The following is a 17,136-nucleotide window of genomic DNA, read 5'->3' on the forward strand; positions in this document are numbered from 1 at the left end:
GCCGCGGCTGATCAGTCGAGTTTCTTGCGCAGGAAGACCTGCTCGACGCCGTCATCCCCCGGTACTCGCTCGCTCTCGACATACCCTTCGCGCTCATACAGGCGCAGATTCGCCTCCGACAGCGACCCGGTGAACAGCTCGGCGACCGTGGCGCCGGCATCCTTCCCCCTCTGCTCGACTGCCGCCAGCAGTGCGGTGCCGATTCCCTCGCCCTGCTGATCGGGTGCGATGGCCAGCCGCCCGATGAGCAGCAGCTCGCCGTCGTGCTGCGCGCGGACGGCTCCGACGATCCGGGGTCCCCGCAGCGCGACGCAGCCGAGGTTTGTGGCCAGCTCCGCGGTGATCTCCTCCAGCGTCTGCGTCAAGGGGGGCATGTGCGGGGTGCCGTAGATGAGCGCCTCCTGCACGAACGCGGCGCGCTGGAGCGTGAGGACCTCCCCGGAGTCTGCGGGAGTGATCGGGCGGATGTCGAGGTCGTCGCGGGTCACGACCTCACGGTACTGGGCGGGTCTCCTCGTGGGGAGGGCTTGACAGGGCCAACAGGGCGTCGCAGGGCCAACAGGGCTTGACAGGGCCAACAGGGCTTGACAGGGCCAACAGGGCGTCGCCGGGCCAACAGGGCGTCGCAGGGCATGCAGGGGTGCGCGGCATCCGCTCGCTTACCCTGGAGTCATGGCTCGCGCGCTTCCTCCCACGTCTTCCGGCGCGCCGCAGGTGCGCCCGGCCACCGAAGGCTGGCAGCAGAAGAAGGATGCCGAGGGGCGGCCGCTGCTGCAGTTCGCGAGCCCCAAGCGCGGCAAGCCTCCCGTGCACCTGGCCGACCTGACACCGGAACAGCGCGTCGAGAAGGCCAAGGAACTGGGTCTGCCGGGCTTTCGCGCCGGCCAGCTCGAGCGGCACTACCTGACGCGCTGGACGAGTGACCCGGCAGAGATGACCGACCTACCGGCATCCGGTCGCGAGGAACTCGTCGCGGGGCTGCTGCCGCCGCTGCTGACCGAGGTTCGCCGGCTCGACACCGACAGGGGCGACACGATCAAGTTCCTCTGGAAGCTGCATGACGGCGCCCTCGTCGAGTCAGTGCTGATGCGCTATCCCGGCCGGATCACCCTGTGCGTCTCGAGCCAGGCCGGATGTGGAATGAACTGCCCGTTCTGCGCGACCGGCCAGGCGGGCCTCACCCGCAACATGTCGGCTGCCGAGATCGTCGATCAGGTCGTGCGAGCCAATCAGGTGATCGCCCGGGGGGAGCTCGGTGGCAAGCGAAGCACCGACCAGTCCCTTGAGCGTGTTTCGAACATCGTGTTCATGGGAATGGGCGAGCCACTGGCCAACTACGCCCGCGTCATGCAGGCCGTCCGCGTCATGACCGACAAGAAGCACGGCATGGGCATGAGCGCTCGCGGCATCACAGTGTCGACAGTGGGTCTGGTGCCGGCGATCACAAAACTTGCCGCCGAAGACATCCCAGTCACCTTCGCCCTGTCGCTCCACGCCCCCGACGATGAGCTGCGCGACGAGCTCATTCCGGTCAATTCCCGCTGGAAGGTCGATGAGGCGCTGGATGCCGCTCGTGGCTACTTCGAGCGGACGGGGCGTCGGGTCTCGATCGAGTACGCCCTCATCAAAGACATGAACGACCACCCGTGGCGCGCTGACCTGCTCGCGCAGAAGCTCAACGAGCGCGGGCGCGGCTGGGTGCACGTCAACCCGATTCCCCTCAATCCGACCCCGGGCTCGATCTGGACGGCATCCGAACCGGGTGTGCAGAACGAGTTCGTGCGGCGGCTGAATGCCGCCGGCATCCCGACGACCCTGCGCGACACCCGCGGCAAGGAAATCGATGGGGCGTGTGGGCAGCTGGTTGCGACCCAAGACGACTAGGCGGCGGCGGCAGTTTCGTAGTTCTCGTCAGGATGCCGAACTGAAGGCATCCACAGCGTCGGCGCGTGGCAGCGGGAGCGTGCGCGACTCGACATCGAAGACGCGCACCCGCCGCCCGGGCGCGAACGGCTCCCATCCCGGGTCGCCGTCGCGGATCATCCGCACCCACGCGTCGTGCATCTCGTGCGCGAGGCGCTGTGGCGGCGCATCCCCGGCCATCCGGATGCTGTCGGGTTTGTCGAGGCCGTCGAAGACGAAGCCGAGTTCGAGCGCGTGTCCGGCGCCGAGGCCGTCCACCGGGCTCTGCCAGGCGAACTCGTAGACGAAGGTCGGTGCAGTTCGGCGATCCGCCACCTGGGTCATCGGCGCTCGCAGCATCGAGTCCGTGAGCGCCTGCCCGAGCCGGTCGCCGGCGCCGGCATGCGGGGACTGCGTCCGATAGGCCCGCACCGCGGCGCGCGGGATCTTCAGCGCGAGATGGCCGAGCGTCGCCTGCCAGGGTGAGATTCTCGCGAGCGCGTCGGGGGTGAACCAGAGGCGATACTCGTCGGTATTGGTGCCGATCAGAATGGGTGCCGTGGCGGTGGGGAGCGCCGCTCGCGGGGACTCGGGCAGACTCTCGGGGTCTCGGGCCAGCAGGAATCCGGGCGCTCCTCGCAGTGGCGAGCTACCGGCGGCCTGCGCCGTGCGGGCGGCGAGAAGCTCGGCGGGGGACAGGGCCGCGAAAGCCTCGCGCGTGGCCGGTATGCCGAGTCGCTTCGCGAGTGCGCGGGTGACGCGTCCCGCTCGCTTGGGGACGGCGGCATCCAACGGACCGGACTCGATGATCGCGCCGGAGACGAGAGGCCCGGTGTCGGGGCGCGAGAGGAGGGCTCCCACCAGCGCCCCGCCGGCTGACTCTCCCATCACCGTGATGCGAGAGGGGTCTCCACCGAACGCGGCGATCTCGGCGTGGGTCCAGCGGAGGGCCGCGGCGACATCTTCGAGGCCGAGATTTCGCGGGGCATCCTCGAGCACCGAGAAACCCTCGGAACCGAGGCGATAGTTCGCCGAGACGAAGACGACGCCGCTGCGGGCAAAGCTCGTTCCGTCGTAGCCGTCCAGCGAGCTGCCGCCGCGCTCGAACGCGCCGCCGTGGATCCACAGCACGACAGGCAGCGGCCCGGATGCCGGCTCCGGCGCGCTCGCCGGGGTCCAGACATTGACGGTCAGAATGTCTTCGTCGGTGCCGTCGCTGTTCAGGCTCGGCAGGAGCTGTCCGGTCCTGCCGCGGTAGGGCGTTTGCGGCGCCGCAGGACCGAACTGCGTCGCATCCCGCACTCCGGTCCAGCTATCGGGTGCTGACGGCAGCTGAAAGCGCCGCGGGCCGAAGGGAGGGGCGGCGTAGGGGATGCCGAGGAACCGGCGGATGCCGTCGCTCGCGCCCCCGCGCAGTGGTCCGGTGCTGATCGTGGCTTCGGCCGTCTCGGTACTCACGTCTTCAGGGTAGGCCGGACTCACCACGAGCCGACCCCGCTGTCGCGGCGCAGCGATAGCGTGGAGCAATGGTCAACTATCGCTACCTCGGCAACAGTGGTTTCAAAGTCACGGAGATCACCTACGGCAACTGGATCACCCACGGCTCGCAGGTCGAGAACGACGCGGCCCTCGCGACGGTGCACCGCGCGCTGGAGCTCGGCATCACGAGCTTCGACACCGCCGACGTCTACGCCAACACGGTGGCCGAGCAGGTGTTGGGTGAGGCGCTGAAGGGCCAGCGTCGGGAGTCGCTGGAGATCTTCACAAAGGTGTACTGGCCCGTCGGGCCGGGCGGCGCCAACGACTCGGGTCTGTCGCGTAAGCACATCATGGACGGCATCCACGGTTCGCTCAGGCGCCTGGGCACCGACTACGTCGACCTGTACCAGGCGCACCGGTATGACTACGAAACCCCTCTCGAAGAGACGATGCAGGCGTTTGCCGACATCGTGCGCCAGGGCAAGGCGCTCTACATCGGTGTGAGTGAGTGGACGGCTGAGCAGCTGCGCGCCGGGCACGCGCTCGCCGAGGATCTCGGCATCCAGCTCGTCTCGAATCAACCGCAGTACTCGGCCCTCTGGCGCGTCATCGAGGGGAAAGTCATTCCGACATCGGAGGAGCTCGGAATCTCGCAGATCGTCTGGTCGCCGATGGCGCAGGGCGTGCTCAGCGGCAAGTACCTACCCGGTCAGCCGGCGCCCGTCGGCTCGCGGGCTACCGACGAGAAGAGCGGCGCCGGTTTCATCAAGCGGTTCATGACGGATGACGTGCTGAGCGCCGTGCAGAAGCTGCATCCGGTCGCCGAGCAGGCGGGGCTGACCCTGCCGCAGCTCGCCATCGCGTGGGTGTTGCAGAACCCCAATGTGTCGGCAGCCCTCGTCGGCGCCTCGCGCCCCGAGCAGCTCGATGACACCGTGAAGGCGTCGGGGATCACGCTGGATGCCGACACGATGGCGGCGATCGACGCAGCGCTCGGCTCGGTCGCCGAGACCGATCCGGCGCTCACCGAAGAATCCTCGCCCAAGCGTCGTCCCTAGGGCGTGACGGCTCAGGGGAAGGCGAGAACCTCGTTTCCCCAGCCGGTGCGCAGCTCTCGATCGAGGTCGGGGACCACACGGTCCTCGGCCTCGATCACGAGGGTGGCGCGGGTGTCGGCATCGAACGCAGGCCACTGCGCGGCGCCATCGGCGTTCGGGGCCTCCCCCTTGGCGAACGCCGTCCAGCGCTGCTGCATCCGCGCCGAGATCCGTTCTGCCTCCTGGCGGCCACCGAGCCGGAAGCTGATGTCGTGCGCGCGGGTGCCGAAGGTTCCCCACACGTAGGGAAGCTCGGTAGCGTGGGTCGCCCCGATGCGCAGCAGGTGCAGCATCGGCGTCGCGTGGTCGAACCGGTAGAGCCACACCGGTGCGACGCGGGAATGCCCCTCGACGGCCCAGAGGGTCGGCATCCGGAACCCGATGTCGCGGGCGATCCCGAGTCCGACCGCGTGGTGGCGCACGCCCTCGTACGCCGAGAGCACCTGGGCCATCGAGGGGAGGTCGATGCCGGGGCGTTCGGTGCCGAGCTCGGTGAGCATCTGCTCGATCTGTTCCTCACGGATGGGCATGAGCGGCGACTTCATCATGCGGAACAGGGAAGCCTCGTCCTTGTTGGTGCCGATCAACAGCGGCACCGGCAGACCACGCCCCTCGGCAAGGACCGTCGCCGGCGCCTCCGGCAGCAGCTCGCCGTCGATGACGGGACCGAAGGCGATGGTTCCCGGATGCTGCGCCGGGACCTCGGCGAACACCGTCATCCCCGCGTCGACGATCGTGTCGACCGGCAGCGCGCGCAGGTCCGCCGGCGCGGGGTTGCCCACTGCCGCCAGAAACAGCTCGGTGACGCTCGCAGCGCGCGCCTTGTCGTAGACACTCGAGACCGGCGAGGACTCGGCGATCGCGCAGGAGAAGAGCCCCGCAGCGCTCGGGACTGCGAGCAGTGTCGTCACGAGGCCCGCGCCCGCGGACTCACCGAAAACGGTCACCCGCTCGGGATTGCCGCCGAAGGCGGCGATGTTGCGCTGCACCCATCGCAGCGCCAGCAGCACGTCTTTGAGCGCGAGATTTCCGTCGAACTGCTGCTCCGGGCCGGACAGACTCGACAGATCGAGGAAGCCGAGCGCGCCGATCCGGTAGTTGATCGTGACCACGACGACGTCGTGTCGCGCGAGGGCTTCACCGTCGTAGACGGGCTGGCTGCTGGAGCCGAATGTATAAGCGCCGCCGTGCAGCCACACCATGACGGGCGCGGGGGTATCGGCATCTGCTCCACTCCAGACGTTCAGGAAGAGGCAGTCCTCGTCGAAGACCGGGTCGGGTCCGAGATCGATCGCCGGATTCGTCTTCTGCGGTGCGGCTGGACCGAAGCTCGTGACCGTGGCGGTGGCCTCGGCATCAAGCGGCTCGGCGGGCACGGGATCGCGCCAGCGTGCGTCGCCGGTGGGGGGCTGTGCGTAGCGGATGCCACGCCACACGCGGATGCCGCCCGCAAGCTCCTCTCCGGCAAAGCGCCCGGCGGGTGCAGCGGCAACGGGGGTCTCGTCCATGGGAGCCTTCCAGGTCGGGTGAAAGCGCGGCGTCGCGACACAGCGTAGACGGTGGCGCTATGGGACCGAGTCCCGCTGTCGCTCGTGCGCCAGCATCCTGTGCCTGACACAATCGGGTCATGCCGATCTGGCTCGCGGTCCTTCTGCTCACTGCTGTGTTCGCTGTGCTTTCCGCGTGGGTCAGCAGGCGCCTCCTGGATGCCCAGATCGGATGGGTCCGGGCGCTCGTGACCTCCGCCGTGGTGTTTCTCGGGTCCCTCCCGCTGACGGTGTGGGTGTTCGAACAGGCTGACATCCTCGACGGCGATCGGGTTGTCGTCCAAAGCCCGATCGTGTTGGCCTTCGTAGCCCTCGTGCTCGGCTGGATGTTCGCTGTTGTCGTCATCGTCCTCGTCACCCTCGAGTTTCTCTGGCCGAGCCGACCCCTCGGCAACCCTGTGACGATCGTGCGCGAGGCCTTCCGTCGCCGGGATCGTGGGCAGCCGACTACGGCGCCGTGGCGCTGGTGACCGAGTTCTCTCGCGCGCTCACCGAAGAGCTCGACTACCGCGTCGAGGTGGCAAACGCCGAGATGCTGCGCGGTGCCATTGCCAAGACGCACGCGATGCCGTTGCGGGTTCCTCAGGTCTATCGCGATCTGTGCACGCAGCGGATGATCGTGCAGGAGCGGATCGAGGGGGTGCCCTTCGGCAAGCTTCCCGAGGGCGCGGTGGAACCGGATGCCGCGCGGGAACTCGCCGACGGCGTCCTGGATGCTGTGTTCGAGCAGATCGCGGTGCGCGGGGTGTTCCACGCCGACCTGCATCCGGGAAACCTGATCCTCTGTGAGGGCGGAGAGGTCGCGCTGATCGATTTCGGCGCTGTCGGGGTGTTGGAGGCCAGCATGCGGCGCCTTCTCGTACCGCTGTTGACGGCGATGGAGGCAGACGACGATCAAGCGGCGACGGACATCGTGCTGCTGCTGTGCGAGCCCGACCCCGACGGTGTCGACCAGGCCTCCCTCCAGCGTGATGTCGGCGCGATCATCACCCGGGTTCGAAACGCGCCCGCGGGGGAGGACGTGTTCCGGCTTCTGCTCGACACCCTTCGTCATCATCGGTTGGCGATGCCGCCGTCTCTGCTGCTGGTGTTCCGCACCCTCGGTTCACTCGAGGGGAGCCTGCGGCGGGTGTCGCCGGGCTATGACATGGTCGGTCAGGCACTCAGCCGGGCGCCGCACTTCGCCCGCAGCATGCTGTCGCTGCGCACCGCAGCTCTCTCGGCTCAAACCCAGCTCGTTCTGGCTCTCGAACAGGTACGTCGGGCGCCCCGGCGCCTGGAGAACATTTCGCGATCCCTCGAGCAGGGCACCTTCTCGGTGCGGCTCCGCTCGTTCGAGAGCACGGGAGAGCGGCGATGGATCGAGGGAATGCTCGGCCAACTCACGAGCACGCTCGTCGGGGTCACCCTTCTGGCCACGGGCATCGCCCTCGCGATCTCATCGGGCGGCCCGCAACTGACCGAGGATGTTCCGCTGTTCCCGTTCCTCGGCAGTGTCGTCGGCCTCGGCGGTCTCCTGCTGCTCGTGCGGAGCCTGCGCGCTGCGCTGCGTCGACGGGACGGCTCTACCTGATGTCAGTATTGAGCGCCGGGCTGCTGGCGTATCGCCCCGTCGTCTCGTCGTCGGATGGCTCGAGTGGTCTCGAGGTGCTCATCGCTCACATGGGCGGGCCGTTCTGGCAGCGCAAGGATGCCGGAGCGTGGACGATCCCCAAGGGCGAGTACGACCCGGCCGGGGAGTCACCACTGGAGGCAGCGCGGCGGGAGTTCCGCGAGGAGCTGGGGATCGATCCGCCGGGCGGCACCGTGATCGACCTCGGCTCGTTCGCCGCATCGCGCAAGTCGATCACTGTCTTTGCGGTCGACGGATCAGGCCTCGACATCTCGCATCCGGTGTTCGGGGAGTTCGAGCTTGAGTGGCCGCCACGGTCGGGGAAGGTGGCGAGCTTTCCCGAGATCGACCGCGTCGAGTGGATGCATCTGGCCTTCGCTGCTGAGAAGCTCACCGCGTCGCAGCGGCCCGCGCTCACCGCGCTTGCTGCCGCACTCGGCACCCGCGGCGTCAGTTGACCGGGTCCTCGGGTGCGGAGTCGACAAAGACGCCGACGCGGTCGCCCTCCAAGACGAACTGCAGCGCGGCACCGTCCCCGAAGCGTTCGAGAGCCGCTGCCGGCGAACCTGCATGGATCTGCACTGACGCGGTCGGCGGGAAAGCCCCGGCGCCGCATCCGTAGTACGTCGGCCCGTTCGGGAAGCCCGACTCGTCGTCAACGTCCTCAGTTCTGAAAACGACCAGGCACTCGCTGTCGACGCCGTCGCTCGAGTTGATGGCGGTTATCAGCGTGTAGCCCGCGAACTGAAACCCCACCGGGGGTGTATCTGTGCTCCCGAACGACGGGGCGGTCGTCGATGGATCGGGCTCAAGCGCCGCAATTTGCCGCGCTCCCGAGCCCTCGGAGATCACCGGAATCGAGGCGAGGCCCCAGGTGACGGATGCGGCAAGCGTCGCTACCGCCAACACCGAAACGAGCCAGAAGGCGCGCGCCAGGGGGGGAACCCTGGTGAGGGGCGACCAAGCCGCGCGGCCACCGGACTCGCTCGCCCGGTCGTCGCTGCTGGCGGCTGCCGCACTCGCGGATTCGGGGTCTTGGGTGCTGGCAGCCGCGGGCGCGTCCGGCGACGGCTGCTCAGTCCGCAGCTGCTCCTCAAGCTCGTGCAACCGGTCGTACGCCACCGGGTCGCGCAGGATGTCGGCGTCGGGGCCATAGGCCCGCTCGCGAAGCGCCTGCAACTCAGCAGCGGCATCCTCGTTCATCGCTTCATGGTTGCATGACGCCACTCTTCCGGCGGTAGTGAACGACGGGCGGATCTAGGCCGGGATTGCGCCGCCGTCCCAGAAGACGCCGATCCGGTCACCCTGCAGAACGAACTGCAGTGCACCGCCCTCCGGGAACTGCGCGCGCAAGCGCTCCGGCGCTGTGTCATCCAAGGGAACCTCGATCGCCGCGGGGAAAGCGCCGGCCCGGCATCCGTAGTAGAACGGGCCGTTCACGCCCTGACCATCGGCGGTCAGGTCGTCTTCGTCCAGCCCGATCAGACACTCGCTCTCCCCGTTCGGGCTCATGGCCGACGATTGCGCCATCAGAAGCCCGTAGTACTCGTAGGCAATGGCCTGCTCCGACGTCGTGCCGAAGAATCCCTCGGGAATCGCAACGTCGTCGTTGATCTCGAGAGTGGCTACCTGCCGGCTCGCGGTTGTCTGCGAGATCACCGGAAGAGACGCGAGCCCCCAGACGATGGATGCCGTGAGCGCGACCGCCGCCGCGATCGCTACCGCAACCATCGCGGTAGCGACCGGCGGCAGCCGCGAGGTCAGCATGCGCAAAAGCGCCCAGACGCGGGACGCCGCCGCATCCTCTTCGTCTTCGGCTCCCACGTCTGTGGCGGAAGGGTCTCCCCCTGGCGTGACGGAGCGGGCACCGACACTGTCCGCTGGCGGCTCGGATGCCCGGCTCACCGCCGCGACCGAGGGGCGCTGTGCCTCGCGCTCTGCCCGCAGTTGCGCTTCGAGTTCCTCCAAGCGCGAGCGTGCCGCGGCGTCGTCGGCGAGGTCGGCGTCGGGGCCGTAGGCCCGGGCGCGGAGCCGACTGAGTTCGGCGGCCGATGTGTCGTCCACCGCCTCATCGTTGCACGGTCAGCTCCGAAGGCCCGGTGTGACCAACACCCTTGTCAGTGCCCCGCACGAAGATCAGACTTGCACCGCCGCGTTGGTGGGCGGTGATCAGTGACCCCGACGGAAACGTCATCGGTCTCTACGAACAGACGCCGAGTGACTAACGCACACGCGGAGCGCGCGCTTTTGTATACCTAGAGCCGCCCTCAATGCCCGTATTGATACATTCAGTGCTTTTGTGTATACATGAAGGGCGGCGAAGGGAGGACGGATGCGAGCGAGTGATCGGGCATACCGGACGCTCCTGGGCGAGATCCAGGACGGGCAGCTCCCCGCCGGCGCTGTGCTCGGGGAGGTCGAGCAGGCAGCGCGTCTCGGTGTGAGCCGTACCCCGCTGCGTGAGGCGCTCGCGCGCCTGGCCGCCGACGGTCTGGTCGTTCAGCAGTCACCCCGGGTCACCGTGGTGTCGGATGTCGATGCCGACGACATCCGCGCGCTCTTCGAGTTCCGGCGGGCTCTCGAAGAAGCTGCTGCGCGCCTCGCGGCGACCCGGGCCGACCCGGCCGAGTTCGCGGAACTCGCCGCGGAGTTCGACAGGACGTCGCTGCGCGGTGAGGGCCGCGAGCACTACTACGACCTGATCGCGCGGTTCGATGCCGCCCTCGACGATGCCGTCGACAACGTCTACCTGAGTTCGGCGCTTCGCACGATCCGCACTCACCTCGTGCGCGTGCGTCGCCTTGCCCGCGAGAATCCCCAGCGACTGTCGGCCTCGGTCGGAGAGCACGCGCTGATCGCCCATGCGATAGCCGCGCAGGATGCCGACCTCGCTGCGCACGCCACACATGTGCACCTGCACAACGCTTTGACCAGCATCCTCGCCTCCCTGGCCGAGGCCCGCACCGAACCCGGAGCAGCATGACCATCACGCACCACGTCCGTGTCCACCGAAGCGACGAGAACCTTGCTCGCGAGGGGCAGCTCGCCTGGCACATTGCCGAGGTCGCCGCAGACCCGATAGCGGTCGAGTCCGAGGTCATCGACATGATCATCAACCGTGTCATCGACAATGCGTCAGTCGCTGCAGCATCCCTCACCCGGCGGCCGGTGAGCGCTGCCCGGCAGCAGGCGCTCGACCACGCCGTCTCGGTCAGCGGTGTCGGAGCGACAGTCTTCGGCTGCGCAAACGAGCGGCGGACGAGCCCCGAATGGGCGGCGTGGGCGAACGGTGTCGCGGTGCGCGAGCTTGACTACCACGACACGTTCCTGGCCGCCGAGTACTCCCACCCGGGAGACAACATCCCGCCGATCCTCGCTGTGGCCCAGCACGTCGGCGCCGACGGCGCAGCATTGGTGCGAGGGATCGCCACCGGTTACGAGATCCAGATGGATCTCGTAAGGGCGATCTCCCTCCACAAGCACAAGATCGACCACGTCGCCCACCTCGGCCCCTCCGCTGCCGCGGGTATCGGCACACTGCTCGGCTTGGATGTCGAGACGATCTATCAGGCAGTGGGGCAGGCGCTGCACACGACCACCGCGACCCGCCAATCCCGCAAGGGCGAGATCTCGACGTGGAAAGCTCACGCTCCCGCGTTCGCCGGCAAGATGGCAGTCGAAGCCGTCGACCGGGCGATGCGTGGCGAGACGAGCCCCAGCCCGATCTACGAGGGTGAAGACGGCGTGATCGCCTGGATGCTCGACGGTAAGGATGCCGCTTACGACGTGCCGCTTCCCGCGCCGGGTGAGCCCAAGCGCGCGATCCTCGACTCCTATACGAAGGAGCACTCTGCCGAGTACCAGGCGCAAGCCTGGATCGACCTAGCCCGCAAGCTCGGTACCGAGCGCCCCGAGCTGCGCGACCCCGCGAACATCGCGAGCATCGCGCTGCACACGAGCCACCACACGCACTACGTCATCGGCTCGGGCGCGAACGACCCGCAGAAGTACGACCCGCAGGCATCCCGCGAAACCCTCGACCACTCGATCCCCTACATCTTCGCGGTCGCGCTGCAAGACGGCGCGTGGCACCACGTCGACTCGTACCTCCCCGAGCGCGCAGCGCGGCCCGACACCGTGGAACTCTGGCGCAAGATCACCACGGCCGAAGACGCCGAGTGGACGCGCCGCTACCACTCCGAAGACCCCGACGAGAAGGCCTTCGGGGGGCGCGTGGAGATCGTCCTGATCGACGGAACCACCGTCGTGGACGAGATCGCCGTCGCCGACGCGCACCCGCTGGGGGCGCGACCGTTCGCTCGTGAGAACTACGTGCGTAAGTTCCGGCTCCTTGCCGAGCCGGTCCTCGCTTCCGAGGAGATCGAGCGGTTCCTCGAGCTCGCCCAGCGACTCCCGGAGCTATCAGCAGACGAGGTCGGGCAGCTGAACATCGTCGCGAAAGTGGGAATTCTCGCCGCAGCGCCCGCACCCAAGGGGCTGTTCTGATGCTGTACAGCCTGACATCGCCCAGCGAAAAGCGGCGCCTGTTCAGGGAGCGGCTCGCCTCGGGTGAGCTCCTGCGATTCCCCGGTGCTTTCAACCCGCTGTCGGCGCGGCTGATCGAGCGGAAGGGGTTCGACGGGGTCTACATCTCCGGCGCGGTGCTCGCCGCCGACCTCGGGCTTCCCGACATCGGCCTGACAACCCTCACCGAGGTCGCCGGTCGCGGGCAGCAGATCGCGCGCATGACCGAGCTTCCGGCCATCATCGACGCCGACACCGGGTTCGGTGAGCCGATGAACGTAGCCCGCACCATCCAAACGCTCGAAGACGCGGGACTGGCGGGCACCCACATCGAGGATCAGATCAACCCCAAGCGGTGCGGTCACCTCGACGGGAAAGCCGTCGTCGATGGGGACACGGCAGTCAAGCGCATCCGTGCCGCCGTCGATGCGCGCCGTGACGAGAACTTTCTCATCATGGCTCGTACCGACATCCGCGCCATCGAGGGGCTGGATGCTGCGATCGACCGCGCCAAGGCTCTCGTGGATGCCGGCGCCGACGCGATCTTCCCCGAGGCGATGCGTGATCTCGGCGAGTTCGAAAAGATGCGTGCAGCGCTGGATGTGCCGGTGCTCGCGAACATGACCGAGTTCGGCAAGAGCGAGCTGTTCTCGACCGAGCAGCTGCGCTCCGCCGGCATCAACATCGTCATCTGGCCGGTATCGCTGCTGCGGATCGCGATGGGTTCGGCGGGGCGCGCACTCGACGACCTGGATGCGAAGGGGCACCTCCGCGACAAGCTCGGTGAGATGCAGCACCGTTCAGACCTCTACGACCTGATCGACTACGAGCAGTACAACCACTTCGACACGAGCATCTTCAACTTCACGGTCGAAGCACCCATCACGAAGGAGTGAGCATGACCGACACCGACATCAAGAAGGGGCTTGCTGGCGTCGTCGTCGACTACACCGGTGTCAGCAAGGTCAACCCCGATACCAACAGCCTGCTCTATCGCGGCTATCCGGTGCAGGAACTCGCTGCCACCCAGTCGTGTGAAGCCGTCGCCCACCTGCTGTGGACGGGGGAGCTGCCCACAGACGAGCAGCTTGCGACCCTGCGCGAGACGGAGCGCGAGAACCGAGCGCTACAGCCCGACGTCAAGGCCGCGATCGACCTCATCCCGCTCGATGCTCATCCGATGGATGAGGTGCGCACCGCGGTCAGCGTCATCGGGGCCCGCGAAACGCGGGGCACCCTCAACGTCATGGATGCCGTCGGCACGCCGCAGCAGAACCTCGAGCGCAGCATCCGTCTGTTCGGGGAGCTGCCCGCGATCGTCGCCTACGGCCAGCGCCGCCGCCGCGGGCTCGAGCCGGTCGACGCGCGCGACGACCTGGACTACGCCGCGAACTTTCTGTGGCTGACGTTCGGTGAAGAAGCGGACGAGGTCGTCGTCGACGCGTTCAACCGCTCGATGATCCTGTACGCCGAGCACTCCTTCAATGCGTCGACATTCACTGCCCGCGTCATCACCTCGACCCTCAGCGACCTCTACTCCGCCGTGGTCGGCGCAATCGGCGCGCTGAAGGGACCGCTGCACGGCGGGGCCAACGAGGCAGTACTGCACATCTTCGACGAGATCGGCTCGGCCGAGAACGTGTCAGCATGGCTCGACACGGCTCTCGCCGAGAAGCGCAAGATCATGGGCTTCGGGCATCGCGTGTACAAGCGCGGTGACTCGCGGGTCCCCACGATGAAGGCGGCGCTCGACACCCTCGTTGCGCACTACGACCGCCCGGATGTCGCAGCACTCTATGACGCGCTCGAATCGGAGTTCGTCGCGCGCAAGGGCATCTACCCGAACCTCGACTACCCGTCGGGTCCGGCCTACAACCTCATCGGCTTCGACACGCTCACGTTCACGCCCCTGTTCGTCGCGGCGCGCGTTGTCGGCTGGACAGCGCACATCATGGAGCAGCAGTCCTCGAACGCCCTCATCCGGCCGCTGTCGGCCTATAACGGTGCCGACGAGCGCCACATCGAGGGCTACGTGCCCGACACCTCTGCCATCGATGTGCAAGAGCGCCCGGAGGAGGCCGCCGAGTGACCAGTGCCGTCATCGTCGACGTCGTCCGGACGCCCTCCGGTCGGGGCAAGCTCGGAGGCGCGCTGTCGGGCGTGCATCCTGTCGACCTTGCCGCAACGACGCTGACGGCGCTGCTCGAGCGGAACGGCCTGGAGTCGCGTCAGATCGATGACGTTCTGATGGGGTGTGTCAGCCAGGCCAGCGATCAGGCGACCAACATCGCGCGGCAGGCGGTGCTCGCAGCCGGCTTCGATGAGTCGGTGCCTGCCGCAACGATCGATCGGCAGTGCGGCTCGAGTCAGCAGGCCGTCCACTTCGCAGCCCAGGGCATCATCGCCGGCGCGTACGACATCGTGATCGCGGCGGGAGTCGAGTCCATGAGCCGCGTTCCGCTGGGCTCGGCGGGCGAGGGTGGGGCGGATGCCGACGGCATCCGTCGCCGCTACCCCGAGGGCTTGGTGAATCAGGGTGTTTCGGCCGAGCTGATCGCCGCGCGCTGGGGATTCGAGCGCGACGAACTGGATGCCTACGCTGCGCAGTCCCACCAGCGGGCAGCTCACGCGGCGGCAGCGGGCCGGTTCGCGGACGCGATGCTCCCGGTCGCGACGCCGGATGGGGTCGTGGACACCGACGAGACGATTCGGCCCGCCACATCAGCCGAGCAGCTTGCCAGCCTGGCGCCCGCGTTCCGCACCGACGAACTCGCGGAGCGCTTCCCTGAGCTCGACTGGCGAATCACGGCAGGCAATTCGTCACCGCTGACAGATGCCGCCTCGGCAGCGCTCATCATGAGTGAGGAACGCGCGAATGCGCTGGGCCTGACGCCCCGCGCCCGTTTCCATGCCTTCGCCGTCGTCGGTGACGACCCGATCATGATGCTGACCGCGCCGATCCCGGCAACGCGCCGCATCCTGGATCGCGCAGGGTTGTCGATCGACGACCTCGATGCCTACGAGGTCAACGAGGCCTTCGCGTCAGTACCGCTGGCGTGGCAGCAGGAGCTCGGCGCCGATCCCGACAAGCTCAACCCGTGGGGTGGTGCGATCGCGCTCGGGCACGCCGTCGGCGCATCCGGAACGCGGCTGCTCGGCACTCTCCTGGGCTATCTCGAACACACCGGCGGGCGCTACGGACTGCAGACGATGTGTGAGGGCGGCGGGATGGCTAACGCCACCATCATCGAGCGGCTGTAGGCCACCTACAACCGGTTGGCAGGAGCGCCGGTGCATTCGACAGGATCGACGCGGGTGTGGCTGCCTCCCAGCGGCGTGAGAGGAAAACGAGCATGACGGAATCAACCTCGTTCCAGACCATCGTGGTCGAGACCCGGGGGCGCGTCGGCTGGATCCAGCTGAACCGCCCCGAGGCGCTCAACGCGCTGAACTCGACACTCGCGACCGAACTCGGGGCCGCGGTGGCAGCTTTCGATGCCGATGAGCAGATCGGATGCATCGTGCTCACCGGCTCGGAGCGTGCCTTCGCCGCGGGCGCCGACATCAAGGAGATGGCCGACAAGACGGTGCGCGACATGACCGTGGACAGCCCCTTTGTCGGGCTCGAAGCCCTTGGTCGCGCCCGCACACCGATCGTTGCGGCAGTCGCCGGCTTCGCGCTCGGTGGCGGGTGCGAGCTCGCGATGAGCTGCGACATCATCCTCGCCGCCGACACCGCAAAATTCGGTCAGCCCGAGATCACGCTCGGCGTCATTCCGGGGCTCGGCGGCACGCAGCGCCTCACCCGCGCTATCGGGTACTTCAAGGCTGCCGAGCTCGTCCTGACGGGCCGCATGATGGATGCCGTCGAGGCAGAGCGCGCGGGCCTGGTGTCCCGGGTGGTTCCGGCAGCGGACCTTGCCACCGAGGCGATGGCGGTGGCGGAGTCGATCGCGGCGAAGTCCCTGCCCGTCGCCTACGCGGCCAAAGACGCCTTGCGCGCGTCGCAGGAGAGCGGTCTGGCCGAGGGTCTCCGCTTCGAACGGCAGGCGTTCGCCGCTCTGTTCGCCCTGGACGACCAGAAGGAGGGGATGGCAGCTTTCCGTGAGAAGCGTGCCCCCCGGTTCACCGGCCGGTGACCGAAATCGCCCTGGGCTGGCGACCATAGACTCGAAGCAAGAAGGAGGAGCGCGATGAGGATTCTCGTCCTGGTAAAAGAAGTCCCCGACACGTGGGGGGATCGAGTGCTGAACCTCGAGACGGGACTGGCCGACCGAGGTGCCAGCGAAGCTGTCATCGACGAGATCGGTGAGCGCTCTCTCGAGGTCGCGCTGTCGTACGCGGATGCCAACCCGGGCACCGAGGTCGTCGTGGTGACGATGGCGCCGGAGTCGGCATCCGGATCGGTGCGCAAGGCCCTCGCGATGGGGGCGGCATCCGCTGTGCACGTCGTCGATGACGCGCTGTTGGGCGCCGATCTGGGGCTCAGCGCCCAGGCGCTGTCGGCCGCGATCTCCCGCGCCGGCTTCGACCTCGTCATCACGGGAAACCAGTCCACGGACGGCTCTGGCGGTGTCATGGCGTCGATGATCGCGGAGCTGCTCGATGTCCCGAGCATCACGAGCATGAACTCCGTGACGATCACCGAGTCCGAGGTCTCGGGTGAGCGGTCGGTCGATGGCGGATCGATGACGGCATCCGCTGCTCTTCCGGCGGTGATCTCGATCACCGAACGGCTTCCTGACGCGCGGTTCCCCAACTTCAAGGGCATCATGGCGGCCAAGAAGAAGCCGGTCGACACGGTGTCGCTCGCGGACCTCGGGGTCGTCGCCGATGACCCGGATGCGGCGCGCTCGATCATGATCGCAGTGGCGCAGAAGCCGCCGCGCGCGGCAGGTGTGAAGGTTGTCGACGAGGGCGACGCTGGCGTACAGCTTGCGGAGTTCCTGATCTCGAACCGGTTGGTCTAAGGGGC

The 17,136-nt window shown here is 67.8% G+C and carries 17 protein-coding genes; 12 read left to right on the plus strand and 5 right to left on the minus strand.

Features of this window, described 5'->3' with window-relative positions:
- Positions 1–11 precede the first annotated feature (11 nt).
- Positions 12–488, minus strand: a complete 477-nt coding sequence (locus BGO47_RS00995; RefSeq protein ID WP_292707476.1) for a GNAT family N-acetyltransferase — start codon at positions 486–488, stop codon at positions 12–14.
- Between the two features lie 184 nt (positions 489–672).
- Here BGO47_RS00995 and rlmN point away from each other — a divergent pair, with 184 nt between their 5' ends.
- Positions 673–1,884: a 23S rRNA (adenine(2503)-C(2))-methyltransferase RlmN gene (rlmN, locus tag BGO47_RS01000; protein ID WP_292707478.1), complete on the plus strand. Its 1,212-nt coding sequence runs from the start codon at positions 673–675 to the stop codon at positions 1,882–1,884.
- A gap of 27 nt (positions 1,885–1,911) precedes the next feature.
- Here rlmN and BGO47_RS01005 read toward each other — a convergent pair whose 3' ends face one another.
- Complete coding sequence (locus BGO47_RS01005; protein WP_292707481.1) at positions 1,912–3,360, minus strand: carboxylesterase family protein; 1,449 nt, start codon at positions 3,358–3,360, stop codon at positions 1,912–1,914.
- Positions 3,361–3,428: 68 nt separating this feature from the next.
- Here BGO47_RS01005 and BGO47_RS01010 point away from each other — a divergent pair, with 68 nt between their 5' ends.
- A complete protein-coding gene (locus BGO47_RS01010) occupies positions 3,429–4,439 on the plus strand; it encodes an aldo/keto reductase family protein (RefSeq protein ID WP_292707483.1) in 1,011 nt (336 codons plus the stop codon).
- An 11-nt stretch (positions 4,440–4,450) separates the two neighbouring features.
- Here BGO47_RS01010 and BGO47_RS01015 read toward each other — a convergent pair whose 3' ends face one another.
- Complete coding sequence (locus BGO47_RS01015) at positions 4,451–5,986, minus strand: carboxylesterase/lipase family protein (protein WP_292707485.1); 1,536 nt, start codon at positions 5,984–5,986, stop codon at positions 4,451–4,453.
- 119 nt (positions 5,987–6,105) lie between these two features.
- On the opposite strand from BGO47_RS01015, the gene BGO47_RS01020 reads away from it, so the two are divergent.
- From BGO47_RS01020 to BGO47_RS01030, 3 genes are read left to right on the plus strand one after another with little or no spacing between them, the layout of a single operon-like run.
- Positions 6,106–6,495 (plus strand): hypothetical protein, encoded by a 390-nt coding sequence (locus BGO47_RS01020; protein ID WP_292707488.1) that lies wholly within the window; start codon positions 6,106–6,108, stop codon positions 6,493–6,495.
- On the plus strand, positions 6,492–7,598 hold the full coding sequence (locus BGO47_RS01025; protein WP_292707491.1) for an AarF/UbiB family protein: 1,107 nt from the start codon (positions 6,492–6,494) through the stop codon (positions 7,596–7,598). The genes BGO47_RS01020 and BGO47_RS01025 overlap by 4 nt, the downstream gene beginning before the upstream one ends.
- Entirely contained in the window at positions 7,598–8,095 is a 498-nt protein-coding gene (locus tag BGO47_RS01030) for an NUDIX domain-containing protein (RefSeq protein WP_292707494.1), read from the plus strand. Before BGO47_RS01025 ends, BGO47_RS01030 begins: the two co-directional genes overlap by 1 nt.
- On the opposite strand, the gene BGO47_RS01035 is transcribed toward BGO47_RS01030, so the two are convergent.
- Together BGO47_RS01035 and BGO47_RS01040 are read right to left on the minus strand one after the other, a co-directional pair.
- Entirely contained in the window at positions 8,088–8,840 is a 753-nt protein-coding gene (locus BGO47_RS01035) for a hypothetical protein (RefSeq protein ID WP_292707496.1), read from the minus strand. The two genes, BGO47_RS01030 and BGO47_RS01035, sit on opposite strands and share 8 nt — an antisense overlap.
- A gap of 54 nt (positions 8,841–8,894) precedes the next feature.
- Complete coding sequence (locus tag BGO47_RS01040) at positions 8,895–9,701, minus strand: hypothetical protein (RefSeq protein WP_292707499.1); 807 nt, start codon at positions 9,699–9,701, stop codon at positions 8,895–8,897.
- A gap of 268 nt (positions 9,702–9,969) precedes the next feature.
- Between BGO47_RS01040 and BGO47_RS01045 the strand changes: the two genes are divergently transcribed.
- The 7 genes from BGO47_RS01045 to BGO47_RS01075 all read left to right on the plus strand — a co-directional run bounded on the left by BGO47_RS01045 (position 9,970) and on the right by BGO47_RS01075 (position 17,131).
- Positions 9,970–10,620: a GntR family transcriptional regulator gene (locus BGO47_RS01045; protein WP_292707501.1), complete on the plus strand. Its 651-nt coding sequence runs from the start codon at positions 9,970–9,972 to the stop codon at positions 10,618–10,620.
- Entirely contained in the window at positions 10,617–12,143 is a 1,527-nt protein-coding gene (locus BGO47_RS01050; RefSeq protein WP_292707503.1) for an MmgE/PrpD family protein, read from the plus strand. Before BGO47_RS01045 ends, BGO47_RS01050 begins: the two co-directional genes overlap by 4 nt.
- Positions 12,143–13,057 (plus strand): methylisocitrate lyase, encoded by a 915-nt coding sequence (prpB, locus tag BGO47_RS01055; RefSeq protein ID WP_292707506.1) that lies wholly within the window; start codon positions 12,143–12,145, stop codon positions 13,055–13,057. The genes BGO47_RS01050 and prpB overlap by 1 nt, the downstream gene beginning before the upstream one ends.
- Positions 13,058–13,059: 2 nt before the next feature.
- Positions 13,060–14,250 (plus strand): bifunctional 2-methylcitrate synthase/citrate synthase, encoded by a 1,191-nt coding sequence (locus BGO47_RS01060; protein ID WP_292707508.1) that lies wholly within the window; start codon positions 13,060–13,062, stop codon positions 14,248–14,250.
- Positions 14,247–15,422, plus strand: a complete 1,176-nt coding sequence (locus tag BGO47_RS01065; protein ID WP_292707511.1) for a thiolase family protein — start codon at positions 14,247–14,249, stop codon at positions 15,420–15,422. Before BGO47_RS01060 ends, BGO47_RS01065 begins: the two co-directional genes overlap by 4 nt.
- Before the next feature lie 92 nt (positions 15,423–15,514).
- Entirely contained in the window at positions 15,515–16,300 is a 786-nt protein-coding gene (locus BGO47_RS01070; RefSeq protein WP_292707513.1) for an enoyl-CoA hydratase-related protein, read from the plus strand.
- Between the two features lie 54 nt (positions 16,301–16,354).
- A complete protein-coding gene (locus tag BGO47_RS01075) occupies positions 16,355–17,131 on the plus strand; it encodes an electron transfer flavoprotein subunit beta/FixA family protein (protein ID WP_292707515.1) in 777 nt (258 codons plus the stop codon).
- The last annotated feature ends 5 nt before the right edge of the window (positions 17,132–17,136 follow it).

The sequence above is a fragment of the Microbacterium sp. 67-17 genome, assembly GCF_001898325.1.
In the GTDB taxonomy this organism is placed as follows: domain Bacteria; phylum Actinomycetota; class Actinomycetes; order Actinomycetales; family Microbacteriaceae; genus Microbacterium; species Microbacterium schleiferi.

Excerpts from the sequence above, each read along its gene's own strand:
- BGO47_RS01020 (WP_292707488.1), top strand. The coding sequence starts at position 6,106 with ATGCCGATCTGGCTCGCGGTCCTTCTGCTCACTGCTGTGTTCGCTGTG.
- BGO47_RS01060 (WP_292707508.1), top strand. The coding sequence starts at position 13,060 with ATGACCGACACCGACATCAAGAAGGGGCTTGCTGGCGTCGTCGTCGAC.
- BGO47_RS01075 (WP_292707515.1), top strand. The coding sequence starts at position 16,355 with ATGAGGATTCTCGTCCTGGTAAAAGAAGTCCCCGACACGTGGGGGGAT.
- BGO47_RS01035 (WP_292707496.1), bottom strand. The coding sequence starts at position 8,840 with ATGAACGAGGATGCCGCTGCTGAGTTGCAGGCGCTTCGCGAGCGGGCC.
- BGO47_RS01010 (WP_292707483.1), top strand. The coding sequence starts at position 3,429 with ATGGTCAACTATCGCTACCTCGGCAACAGTGGTTTCAAAGTCACGGAG.
- BGO47_RS01045 (WP_292707501.1), top strand. The coding sequence starts at position 9,970 with ATGCGAGCGAGTGATCGGGCATACCGGACGCTCCTGGGCGAGATCCAG.
- BGO47_RS01015 (WP_292707485.1), bottom strand. The coding sequence starts at position 5,986 with ATGGACGAGACCCCCGTTGCCGCTGCACCCGCCGGGCGCTTTGCCGGA.
- prpB (WP_292707506.1), top strand. The coding sequence starts at position 12,143 with ATGCTGTACAGCCTGACATCGCCCAGCGAAAAGCGGCGCCTGTTCAGG.
- BGO47_RS01030 (WP_292707494.1), top strand. The coding sequence starts at position 7,598 with ATGTCAGTATTGAGCGCCGGGCTGCTGGCGTATCGCCCCGTCGTCTCG.
- rlmN (WP_292707478.1), top strand. The coding sequence starts at position 673 with ATGGCTCGCGCGCTTCCTCCCACGTCTTCCGGCGCGCCGCAGGTGCGC.
- BGO47_RS01050 (WP_292707503.1), top strand. The coding sequence starts at position 10,617 with ATGACCATCACGCACCACGTCCGTGTCCACCGAAGCGACGAGAACCTT.
- BGO47_RS01070 (WP_292707513.1), top strand. The coding sequence starts at position 15,515 with ATGACGGAATCAACCTCGTTCCAGACCATCGTGGTCGAGACCCGGGGG.